The following is an 11776-nucleotide window of genomic DNA, read 5'->3' as shown; positions in this document are numbered from 1 at the left end:
AGGACTCTTGATAAAATCCTGCTATTCTCCACCGTATCTGACTGGGGATTGAGTTGGTGGATATGCGCGCTGAGCGAGAGTCAGATATGTCACTAATCGAGCAAGATGCTCATGACGACGAAGAGTGACGTGTCTGTTGCGGGCGGAATTACAAGAGAGCCGCCGGCACTGCCTTATTCAATCGGCAAATGGCGGCGGCTCTCATCAGAGCACCTGTGCTCAGAGCAGCTGTATAAGTTCTCCCACATCCTGGATGACCAGCTGGAGGTTGAGCCCCGTCAGGACCGCCACCACAATCCAGGCCAGGAAGGCCATCCATCGAGGGTTGGCGTACTTGCCCATGATCTTCTTGGAGGAGGTGAACCAGACCAGGGGGATCATGGATATGGGCAGGGCCACGCACAGGAAGACCTGGGAGTAGACCAGCAGACTATCCAGGGCGGACTCCTTGCCGCCGAAGGCGATGGTGCAGATCAGCACGGGGATGATGGAGATCACACGGGTGACCAGCCTGCGCAGCCAGAGAGGAATCCTCATGCGGATGAAGCCCTCCATGACGATCTGTCCAGTCAGAGTGCCGGTGATGGTCGAGTTCTGGCCCGAGGCCAGCAGGGCTACGGCGAAGAGGGTGGAGAGCAGACCGGAGGCGACCGGACCGGCGATGGTCTTGTCGCCAAGGGCGTTGTAGAGGGCGGTGAAGGTATCCAGCCCTTCGCCGTGTCCGAAGAACATGGCCGCACCCAGCATCAGCAGCAGGCAGTTGACCACGAAGGCGGCGGACAGCTGGATGTTGGAATCCCAGGTGGCGAAGCGGACAGCGTTGGCAACCTGACGGTCGTCGCTCCGGTCGAAGTCGCGGGTCTGGACGATGGATGAGTGCAGATAGAGGTTATGAGGCATGACCGTGGCGCCCACGATGCCCAGAGCCATGGTCAGCTGGCCGTTGCCCAGGATGGCCTTGTCAGGGATGAAGCCGCGGAAGACCGCGGGCATGTCGGGCCTGGCAAGGAAGACCTCGTAGAGGAATACCGCCATGATGACCAGAATCAGGGTGGCCACGATGGCCTCGATGCGTCGGAAGCCGATCTTGGTCAGCAGCAGGAGGATGAGCACGTCCAGCACGGTCAGCGTCACGCCCAGGATCAGTGGAATGCCGAAGAGCAGCTTCAGGGCGATCGCTCCGCCGATCACCTCGGCGATGTCGGTGGCCATCACAGCCAGCTCCGTGCAGATCCAGAGGGCGAAGCTGAGCCGGCGGCTGGTGTGCTGGCGTGTAGCCTGGGCGAGGTCCAGACCGGTCACGATTCCCAGCTTGGCCGACATGTACTGCAGCATCATGGCGATCAGGCTGGAGATGAGGATGACGCTCATGAGCAGGTAGCCATACTGGGCGCCGCCGCCGATGGAGGTGATCCAGTTGCCCGGGTCCATGTAACCGACTGCCACCAGAGCGCCCGGGCCGGAGAAGGCTGCCAGGTTCTTCCAGAAGGAGGAGGTTGAGTTGGGTACGGAGACCGTGGCGTTGATCTCCTCCAGGGAGCGCCCATTGGCCGTCTCAATGATGGGATGGGATTGGTGCTGCCGACTGGACGGCGGAGTCCTGACTTCGGATCCGGCTGGACTGGTGGACCCTGGGGTGGGTCGGGTCTGAGTGTTCGGCATGTCACCTTCCTTGATTCTGGACCGTGGCGGTCGTGGGGCTGGCTATAGACTTCGACCCTTCGAAGTCTAGTGGCGCTCGATGAAGAATACCAGAGGTGATCTGCGACAATCTCAAAATATGCCTGCAGGGGTTGCTCGCGGGTCGTGCCGTGGAGCTGTGCTATAGACTGTGGAACATGGGAATTGCCGAACTGTCCTCCAGCGCCCAGGATTATCTCAAGGTCATCTGGGATCTTCAGGAATGGGACAAGGGCCCTGTCCAGCCCACTGCGGTGGCCGACAGGACGGGTATGAAACAGTCGACGGTCTCGGGTGCACTGGGCCGTCTGGTCGATGCCGGTCTGGTCACCCACAGGCCTTACGGCAAGGTCGAGCTGACTGAAACCGGTCGTCGCTACGCGGTGACCATGGTCCGGCGCCACAGGCTGCTGGAGACCTTCCTGGTGCAGGTCCTCGGTTACGGTTGGGATGAGGTGCATGAGGAGGCGGACAGCCTTGAGCACGCCGTCTCCGACAAGATGGTGGATCGCATCGACGAGTATCTGGGGCACCCCACAGCTGATCCGCATGGAGATGCCATACCCTCACCCGAGGGGGACCTTCCGCCAATACCTACAACCATAAGGCCTCTTTCGGAAGTATCTGCAGGGACGACGGTAAGGGTGCAACGAGTCAGCGACGAGGATTCACAAATACTTCGTGTACTCAGCAGTTACCACATAGGACCTGGCAGTCTGGTGCGGGTGAAAAGTAAGCAGACTGATGATGAATTAGCCGTAAGCCCGACGGAAATGCAATCCAGATCCGGCTCGGATTCGGGCGACATTCTTGTGCTGTCTAAAGAACAGGCGGCACTGATTCAGGTCAGTTTTATCTGATCAGAAAGCTATTCGGCGATTTGTCGTATTGAATCGCATTAGTGTTCACTGCGGTTGGTCTCGTGCTCTCGCTGATGGCGGTGAAGATACGCAAATAAGTTTGAAGTATGAATGTAGGCTCTTCTGTCGTTTTTCGCTAGAACATCGAGAACGATACCGGCGATGATGGATAACAGACCGACAAGGATCAACAAGACTGATCCGATAAGGGTAGGAATACGCGGGACCGATCCGGTGTGCCAGAACTCAATCATTACCGACAAGAGAAAACCGAAACCGACCAGGTCTATCAGCAGTCCGCATCCTCCAAAGAAGGGTAGAGGTTTGTACTCCCTGATCATTCTAAAAATGGTGGAAAGTACGCGAATCCCATCGCCCACAGTGTTGAGTTTGCTGTGGGAGCCCTTAGGGCGATCGCGGTACTGAACGGGCATTTCGTACAGCCGTAGATTCCTGTCCAGGCTGTGTATGGTCATTTCTGTTTCCACTTCGAATCCATGGGACAGGATCGGGTAGCATTTAACATAGGTAAACGAAAAAGCTCGGTATCCCGTCATAATATCCTTGATTTGCGCATGGAAGATGCCGTTGATTGCCGAGCGAACCAATCTGTTACCGACGTTGTGGAAGGGTCTTTTGTTTTCTTGGAAGTAGGTGGAGCTCAGTCTGTCGCCTATCACCATGTCATAGCCCTCGAGGATTTTGTCGACCATGGCGGGAGCACTTTCCGCTGGATAGGTGTCGTCGCCATCGGCCATGACATATACGTCGGCATCAATATCTTCGAACATAGCTCGTATGACGTTGCCCTTACCTTGGCGCGGTTCCGGTCGGACTACTGCACCCTTGGATTGTGCTATGGAAGCTGTTTTATCTGTAGAGTTATTGTCATAAACGTAAATGGTCGCCGTTGGGAGTGCTTTATGGAAATCGTCAACGACTTTTCCTATCGTCTGCTCCTCGTTATAGCAGGGCAGGAGAACGGCAATGGTGGCTTCTTCCAAGGCAGGCTTCATGATTAACACTATACATATAGGGATTCTCAGATTGAGGTCGATATAGGATTATGAAATTTGTGGGCAATAGCAGAGATATGCCCAATTCACGTACCGCGCTCAGGTTAGCATAGACCTCATGCAGCAGCTATTTGAAACTGGATCTGATGCCTGGAAGCAACTTGGTGGCTTGAGCGAACGGCAACGCCGATTGGTTATTTCAACTGTCAACTATCATTCGTTGATGCAGCCTGGTCGAGAACTGCTCTACAAGATCTATATGGGTGAAGACTGGCAGTATCCCCGCTTGACGGATACCTCGACTCTCAATGGTTCTCTAACCAAGGGTGCCGGACTTAAACCTGTGATCGAATTCAAAGCCCGGTCTGTATCTAAATCTAAGACTGCTTTTACGCCTCACTATTTCGACCTGCATCATCAGCTGGTCGACTGGAATGAACGCTATGTGTTATTAACACCAGATGATGCCACTGACATGACGGTTAAGGCCAGGAGTCTGTCTTCTCGGTTACCTATGCGCAACCAAATTTATAACTACTGTGAGCTGCATTTTCCACTTCTGTTCGATCAAGTACGTGAATTGCTCAGGCGTAAGCGCGAGAAAGCGGGATACCAGGCTATTGAGACTTATCGTCCCGATTCGACCAGCGACCTGTTCGCTCGTGGGGCTGTGCATCATCCAGGCAGTTCAATCGAACCTGAGCAACCGGACTCTTCGGCTTCCAAAGCTGTCATTATTGCCATGCATTGGCTGCAGCCCGGGGGAGCCGAGCGTTGGGCCATGGAAACAGTCGCTCTGGCTCGAAAAGCGGGGCTATTGCCCATCGTCATCACCAACAATGACAGTCATCAGCCATGGATTGTCAGCAAGGACTTGGATGATGCCCTCGTCATCAATCTGACCTTTCCTGCGCAGGAGGGCATCGGCGACGTGCCCCTGCTCAGGGCTCTATTTGAGCAGTACAACATTCGTGGTGTCATGATTCATCACAATCAGTGGATGTACGACCGGCTCTGGTGGATCAAGCGATATTACCCGCATACGTTCATTATCGACTCCCTGCACATTCTTGAATACCACGACCGTGGTGGCTATCCCAACCAGAGCGTGAGCCGTGACCCTTACATCGATCTACACCATGTCATTTCACCCCAACTGCAGGATTGGCTGGTAAATCGTCATGGCATAGCGGCAAAAAAGGTGGTTATGGCGCCCTTGGTTGGTCTGACTGCCAATCAGATGAATCCACAGTACAAGGACCGGGTACAGCAGGATGTGTTCCATGTCGCCTTTGTAGGAAGGATGACCAGGCAGAAGCGCCCGGAGGCATTTATCAATGTCGCCAAGGAGATGGAGCGTCGTTTCCCGGGTCGTTTTCGCTTTATCATGCATGGCAGCGGCGATATGGACTTGGAGGTACGCAAACTCCTTGCGAAATATGGCTTGGGTCATGTAGTGGAACGTCGTGATGTCTCTCAGCCGGTTTCTGCAACATATGATTGGGCGGACGCTCTGTTGATTACCTCGATCAATGAGGGCATCACTCTTACGACCATCGAGGCTATCAGTCGGGGCATGCCGGTGTTGAGCGCTGATGTCGGTTCCCAATCGACGCTGGTTCCTGCCCAGGGGCTGCTGCCTCGAGAATCGCTGGGGCTGGTCCGCCAATCGGTCCGTTCCTTGCTGAGGATGGATGGTCATGAAGAGGATCGCAGGCGGTTGTGGACCGTGGAGCTGGAACGGCTTCAAGAGTTTTCAAGGAAGGAATCGGCCGACTCCTTCTTCACCCGGATGTTGGGAGAATGGGCGCAGTGATGAATGCTGTAGATAACCGGAGGAATGTGGCCGCTGTCGTTGTCACCTTCAACCGTCTGGAAAAGCTGAAGAAGGTTCTGGCCTCCCTGGAGTCTCAGACCTTTCTGCCCGAGGCTCTGATCATCGTCGACAACGCTTCGACTGATGGGACTGCGGATTACCTGCATGAATATAAGGGCGTATTCCCCTTGGAAGGGAAGGTGGAGCTTCGCATTGTGACCCTGCCCAAGAATGTCGGCGGAGCCGGCGGCTTCTCTGCTGGCATGCGCGAGGGCTACCGAATGGGCGTTGACTACGTGTGGATCTTTGATGATGACGGATATCCTAAGCCGGATGCCTTGGAAAAATTGATCGGAGGTTATGAGCAAGCCACCAAGGCCCTGAGTCCTGATATTCCCTTTGCCTGCTCTCTGATCAAGTACATCGACGGAACCATTTCAGAAATGAACAATCCTGTGCCTACCTGGGATTGGGGCAGGTTGCGGGCCATGGGGCTCAGGGATCTGGTGCTGATTAATCAGGCATCTTTCGTGTCTGTACTCATTCCACGCTGGGTCATGGAAGCATATGGTCTGCCATACAAGGAGTACTTCATCTGGTTTGACGATGCCGAGTACACTCTTCGAATTTCCGGAGACTGTCCCGGAGTCCAGGTTCTCGATAGCGTAGTTGTGCACGATATGGGTGAGAATAAGGGGGTTAATTTCTCGATGATAAACGAGAAGAATGCCTGGAAGTTCGCCTACGGCATCCGCAATCAGGGATCCTATAGATTGCATCATAAGAGCCTGGCTCATTATCTGCTTTTTTGCGCCCAGGTTTGGTATGCCATGCGGTCCGGTGGAGTCGATAAGAAACTGCGTCGGCAGATGTACTGCAAGATGATTGAAGCTATGAGATTTAACCCATCAATCGATTATCCGCAACTATAAGTGGTTGTGAGGTGCTGAATGGCTAAAAGAAAAAAGCAATCATCTGTAGACAAATCGCGCTATTTTCTGTCAGCGCTCGTCGGGATCCTTGGTGCCCAATCTTTATTATTCAGAAACCTAGATTCTGGAGTATTTGATAATTTCTCCAACTTGGCAGACAAGGGTTTGGATTCCATTGCTCAGGTCGGTCCGGTGGGTTCTGCAATCCTTGCTTTGGGAGTTGGAGTATTATTCTACAGGCTTTATCCTAAATTTGAAGATGCTAGAACGCCGAGTCGAGTAATTTCAGCGATTGTTGCTTTCTTTATGGCACTTTCAATCGTTATACCTCGCTTGATGAAAAATTCTAATGCGTCTATCGACAGCTACCCAAATTATGTGGGTGGGGTCCCGAGGTGGCATGAGCCAATCTTTTGGGCAGTATTTATTATTCAATTATCGATAATTAGTCTCGCGCTCACTGTAGGAATCTGCTGGTTGATGGAGAAAACAACCAACATTAATGAGTATGGTCGCACGAACACAAAGACCGATTCTTCTCTGAAGCGTCATGGTATCTTGGAAAAATGGGCACAGCTTTTTGATGGCTCATTTGGTCATACGGCTTTGGCGACTATGGCTATGGTCCTTTGCTGGATGCCCATGCTGATAATTCAAGGACCTGCGATTATTGATATCGATACTGTATTGCAGTTAGTTCAATTCCGTACCGGCCATGTCTGGGATCCTATGACGATGGTCGAGTTGCCAGGATTCGTAGGGCAAGATCACCATCCATTTGTAGATGGGTACCTATACGCAATATTTGATAAACTAGGACTTTTGCTTGGAAATGAGATCCTAGGATTTCAAATTCTCATAATATTACAAAGTTGTGTTGCTGCATTTTCTATTGTGGCATCGTTAATTTGGGTCAGGAAGCGGACGAGTTTTACTGACCCCTATATTAGTGCATGCTGGTGCTTAGCAGCAGCGTTGCCGGTCTTTCCTATGAATACAAGTACCGTACTGAAAGACTCCACATGGGTTCCAATCTTTCTGCTATGGATGGTGGCCTTTTTCGAAGTTATATACCGGTGTAATAAGGGCTGCGCTGTTGGTTGGAAACTGGTGACGTGTCTCATCATTCTTGGTGTGCTTTCCGGACTCACGAAAAAAACCAGCATATACATTACGACCTTATCGCTTCTCTTGTTGTTGATTTTCCTTAGAAAGCGGATTGTTGCTTTATTGATTTCTGTGTTGATTCCAGCTGCTTTGGTGATTGTACTTGTGCCAGTGGCTGTTCTTCCTGCACTTGATATAGCACCTGGAGGGCCTCAGGAGGCACTTTCTGTTCCTATACAACAGCTGTCAAAAGTGGCAATATTGCATCGAGATGAATTAACCAAGTCGGATCTGAAGGCAATAGACAAAGTTCTGGATATTGACCGTATAAAACCAAATTGGAAGGCCAGCTCGGCTGATAATGCTAAGCATTATGGATATAAGGTTGACTCGAGCTCAAAAGACAGATTAAAATTTGTTAAGACATGGATTCGACTATTTTTCCGTTATCCAAAGGATTATATTACTGCAGCGCCATACTTGTTGGAACCGTTCTTCTATGGTGAAACGTACTACCGCACTGGACCTGTGCGTTGCGGCTGGTGGGAAGCAGGAGGATTAAAAATATTTAGAGGTTATCCTGAATGCAAACCTAGTTACACTCAGGAAAAGATTGCGGTCCCCTTGAAGAATGCACTGAATAAAATTCCGCCGTTCTCTTTCCTGGGCGCCGAGGCTTTGTATGTGCTTTGGGTACCTTTGCTTGCACTTGGACTTACGGTAGCGGTTAAGCGTTATAGAAACCTATATTATTTGATTCCGACCTTTGTCAATTGGTGCAGCCTATTGTTTGTACCCACTCACCAGGTTCGGTATACACTTAGCTTTCTTTTCTGTTTTGTATTGACAATCGCTATACCGTTCGTCATAGTCAATAGCAACAAGGGAAAATGTAGCCAAACGACCCCTGCGAAGCACGCTGAATTTAGCTTATCTAGTCGTTCATTGGAATAGCTCAACTTTACTAATGATGAGATTACGCAACGGATAGATAAGCCATCGGTCGATCAGCATAGCAATTATGTCAAGAAATGCAAAGATGAGTAGTCCAGTAACTATATAAGTTAAAACGAAACCAGTCTTGCTGGATATGCTTGGTAGCCACGAAGCGACAGTGCCCCAGATGAATCGGAAACCGAATGTGTTCTCATGCAGGAGGTAGACGCCGAAGGTCCCTGCTGATACCTGCAGTAGGAAATTGCTCCATATGTGTGGGAGGTGGAGCTGTGGTAGCCGACAAACTGCCACGAAAAGGCAAAAAGCAATGCATATAGGCAGTATTTGCAGGCCTTGATGGATTTGTGCCGTCCATGTCAGTCTCTGTGCCCAGTAGGATTCTGACAAGACAGAATGATTGAACCCCAGCATGAGTGCTGTGCATCAGACTGTGCAGATGGCCAGCGCACCATTTGATATGCCCTGCAATGAATCGTGGTAGGTCCGGATACAAGCGCCGATGATATATCCGAGAATGGCATATGCTATGTTGTTTCAATGATTTGCTCTGCCGAAAAATAAGGGCCAGGTACCGATGAACATAAGAAGAGCGATCAGCGCAAGAATCTGCTTCTGGGACATGTGCGCATATACAGTATTGATAAATAGGCTAAGAAGCAGCATGAGAATGTACGCATCTATGAACCAGTAGCTGTTGTACAAAAATGGGCACAAACTCCAGAGGACTGTATCCAGGGTCTGGGAACCAGATAGCAGCTCGTTGGTGCCGAACGGCAGAGGTCGGAATTGCTTGGCAACAATTGCAATCACTAAGCATAAAACTGCATAGAGAAACATCTGGAACCAGGTCGAGAAAATTCGTCTCCACGAAAACTGTTTCTTAACGAGGAAGTATCCTGAGATCATAAAGAAGATTGAAACGCCAACCTGGCCGTATTGCACAATAGTGAAGCTGATCGCAGATTTCCAGCCTGGGTACATGGGCAATACGATGCGCGAGACCCCGTTAGTGAAATCAACGTGGATGATCATATGACAATAGACGACCATCAGCATTGCCAATATGCGTAGGAGTTCGATATTGAGGCTGCGAGCTGATTGGCCTGTTGCCTTCTCCGGTTGAGACATCACTCTGATCTCCCATCGAGATGACATGAATACGTCAAAGGACAATGCCTGGGCCTACCTGAAGCAGTGGCTGTAAAGTATCAACAACCCGTTGTTATTTGTGAGAATGCAGAGATGGAAGGATATCTTTCACGGCTGTTTGGTAGTCTGTACGCTTGTGAGAAGCATCGTAGATAGATTACGCCAGCGATACCACTATTCATTGGTTATCCTGCGTGAGCTTGTCAAGACCGATTTCAAGCTCAGGTATCAGGGATCCTTCCTTGGGGTTGCCTGGTCCGTTCTGCAGCCGCTGATGCTCTTCGTGGTTATGTATCTGGTTTTCGCCAAATTCCTCAGGATGACCGATGGCACGCCGACCTATCCCGTCGTGTTGCTTTTGGGCATAAGCTCCTGGCAGTTCTTCAACGAGTCAACTTCCATAGGCCTGCGTTCCATTGTGGATCGTGGCGACCTCCTGCGTAAGGTGCATTTCCCCAATTACATCGTGGTTGTATCTGCTACCATGGGGGCGCTGATCAGCTACGGTATCAACCTGATCGTGGTTCTCATCTTTGCCATCTTCTGCCGGGTGCATTTCACTTGGAGAGTCCTGTTGCTGCCCATCAGCGTATTCCAGCTGTATATTCTGGCCTTGGGCTTCACGCTGATCATGGCTACCATGTACGTCTACTTCCGTGACGTCTCGCATATCTGGGATGTGTTGCAGCAGGTGATTTTCTATTCCATCCCTGTCATCTATCCTCTGACGGCGGTATCGGGAATCCATCATTGGTGGGGTCCCGTCGTTGCCAAGCTGCTTCTGCTCAACCCTATAGCGCAGTCCATCCAGGATATCCGGCATTCATTCATCGCTCCGGAAACCACCCCCACGGTATGGAATCAGATCAGCAATCCCTTCGTGACCATGATCCCTATCCTGCTCACTGTGATCATGGTGGTGCTGGGTGTATGCGTATTCCGCAAGTACAATCACAAATTCGCCGAGGTGATGTGATGAGCAAGGCTGGGGAACCAATCCGTCAGAAAAAAGACGATCGGCCCGTGGTCCTGTCTGTGGAGCATGTGGATAAGGTCTTTCGTCTGCCTACCGAACAAGCCACAGGACTCAAGCAGGCCTTTATCAACTGGACACGAGGAATCAAGGGATACAAGGAGCAGCAGGTGCTGCAGGATGTGTCCTTCCAGGTGCATCGGGGTGACTTTTTCGGCATCGTTGGACGCAACGGTAGCGGCAAATCAACCCTGCTCAAGCTGATTTCGGGCATCTACTATCCTGAACGCGGTCGCATCTCCTATACGGGCAAGCTGGTGCCTTTTATCGAATTGGGCGTCGGCTTCAACCCGGAGCTGACAGGCCGTGAGAACGTCTACTTGAACGGAGCCCTACTGGGATTCACCCGCAGCGAGGTCGATGCCATGTACGATGACATCGTGGACTTCGCTGAACTGGGCGAGTTCATGGATCAGAAGCTGAAGAACTACTCCAGCGGCATGCAGGTGCGCCTGGCTTTTTCCGTGGCCATCAAGGCCCAAGGCGACATACTGATCCTGGACGAGGTACTGGCTGTCGGCGATGAGGCCTTCCAACGCAAGTGCGATGATTACTTCACCGAGGTCAAGAAGGATCCCAACAAGACGGTCATCCTCGTCACCCATGACATGGGTGCCGTGAAGAAGTACTGCGACCGGGCGATTCTGATCAAGGACGGCCATGTGGTGATTAATGGCGACAAGGATGATGTCGCCAACCGGTACACCTTGGAGAATCTCAAGGCCCCCGACAAGCAATCCGATGGCAAGAAGCAAGGGGACGAATATCCGACCGGTCTCAGCGCCCAGGTACCCCTCCTGCGCGCCTATCCGATATCATCCTCGGTCTGCAAGAGCTCGGATACTTTCCGTTTTGACGTGGAATACGACTGCGCTGAGTATGACAATCTCTATATGGCCATCGCCATGCACGACACTCGACGCGGCGGCATAGCCTATGACACAGGTTCCGATGCCATCCGTCTAAAAGCCTGTGGGCATCAGGTGGTGCATTGTTCGGTGCCCTTGAACATTTTCAACAATGGCGAATTTCGTCTCGTCGTATCCCTGCGAGTGCGGGATGCCGCGCAAGCGGACAAAAATGCCCCCACCAAAATGATTGCCTTCACCAATGACGAGAACTCCTGTGTCTTTGCCATCAGAGACAAGCGAAACAGGGAGTACGCCTTGTTGAGCGACCGTGGGCTGCAGATCAGTCTTTTGGGCGAGGAATCACTCTGACCTGTC

Annotated in this window: 9 protein-coding genes; 6 read left to right on the top strand and 3 right to left on the bottom strand. The window is 51.5% G+C overall.

Features of this window, described 5'->3' with window-relative positions; translation table 11 throughout:
- Positions 1 to 219: 219 nt before the first annotated feature.
- On the bottom strand, positions 220 to 1662 hold the full coding sequence (locus H3V04_RS06130) for an Nramp family divalent metal transporter (RefSeq protein WP_232342605.1): 1443 nt from the start codon (positions 1660 to 1662) through the stop codon (positions 220 to 222).
- 176 nt (positions 1663 to 1838) lie between these two features.
- On the opposite strand from H3V04_RS06130, the gene H3V04_RS06125 reads away from it, so the two are divergent.
- On the top strand, positions 1839 to 2540 hold the full coding sequence (locus H3V04_RS06125) for a metal-dependent transcriptional regulator (RefSeq protein ID WP_198183619.1): 702 nt from the start codon (positions 1839 to 1841) through the stop codon (positions 2538 to 2540).
- Between the two features lie 38 nt (positions 2541 to 2578).
- Here H3V04_RS06125 and H3V04_RS06120 read toward each other — a convergent pair whose 3' ends face one another.
- Positions 2579 to 3556, bottom strand: a complete 978-nt coding sequence (locus tag H3V04_RS06120; RefSeq protein WP_198183621.1) for a glycosyltransferase family 2 protein — start codon at positions 3554 to 3556, stop codon at positions 2579 to 2581.
- Positions 3557 to 3674: 118 nt separating this feature from the next.
- On the opposite strand from H3V04_RS06120, the gene H3V04_RS06115 reads away from it, so the two are divergent.
- The 3 genes from H3V04_RS06115 to H3V04_RS06105 are packed head-to-tail and all read left to right on the top strand — an operon-like array spanning position 3675 to position 8365.
- Positions 3675 to 5372: a glycosyltransferase gene (locus H3V04_RS06115; protein WP_198183623.1), complete on the top strand. Its 1698-nt coding sequence runs from the start codon at positions 3675 to 3677 to the stop codon at positions 5370 to 5372.
- Complete coding sequence (locus tag H3V04_RS06110; RefSeq protein ID WP_232342603.1) at positions 5372 to 6304, top strand: glycosyltransferase family 2 protein; 933 nt, start codon at positions 5372 to 5374, stop codon at positions 6302 to 6304. The genes H3V04_RS06115 and H3V04_RS06110 overlap by 1 nt, the downstream gene beginning before the upstream one ends.
- 18 nt (positions 6305 to 6322) lie before the next feature.
- Positions 6323 to 8365, top strand: coding sequence for a DUF6020 family protein (locus H3V04_RS06105; RefSeq protein WP_198183627.1), 2043 nt, complete (start codon positions 6323 to 6325; stop codon positions 8363 to 8365).
- Positions 8366 to 8902: 537 nt separating this feature from the next.
- On the opposite strand, the gene H3V04_RS06100 is transcribed toward H3V04_RS06105, so the two are convergent.
- Complete coding sequence (locus H3V04_RS06100) at positions 8903 to 9496, bottom strand: acyltransferase family protein (protein ID WP_198183630.1); 594 nt, start codon at positions 9494 to 9496, stop codon at positions 8903 to 8905.
- Positions 9497 to 9653: 157 nt separating this feature from the next.
- Between H3V04_RS06100 and H3V04_RS06095 the strand changes: the two genes are divergently transcribed.
- Together H3V04_RS06095 and H3V04_RS06090 are read left to right on the top strand one after the other, a co-directional pair.
- Entirely contained in the window at positions 9654 to 10493 is an 840-nt protein-coding gene (locus H3V04_RS06095) for an ABC transporter permease (RefSeq protein WP_045934991.1), read from the top strand.
- A complete protein-coding gene (locus H3V04_RS06090) occupies positions 10493 to 11770 on the top strand; it encodes an ABC transporter ATP-binding protein (protein ID WP_198183632.1) in 1278 nt (425 codons plus the stop codon). Before H3V04_RS06095 ends, H3V04_RS06090 begins: the two co-directional genes overlap by 1 nt.
- The last annotated feature ends 6 nt before the right edge of the window (positions 11771 to 11776 follow it).

Origin of the sequence: Bifidobacterium sp. M0353 (assembly GCF_016100645.1) — a bacterium.
Classification (GTDB): Bacteria; Actinomycetota; Actinomycetes; order Actinomycetales; family Bifidobacteriaceae; genus Bombiscardovia; species Bombiscardovia choladohabitans.
This window is presented reverse-complemented; position numbering and strand designations above follow the sequence as displayed.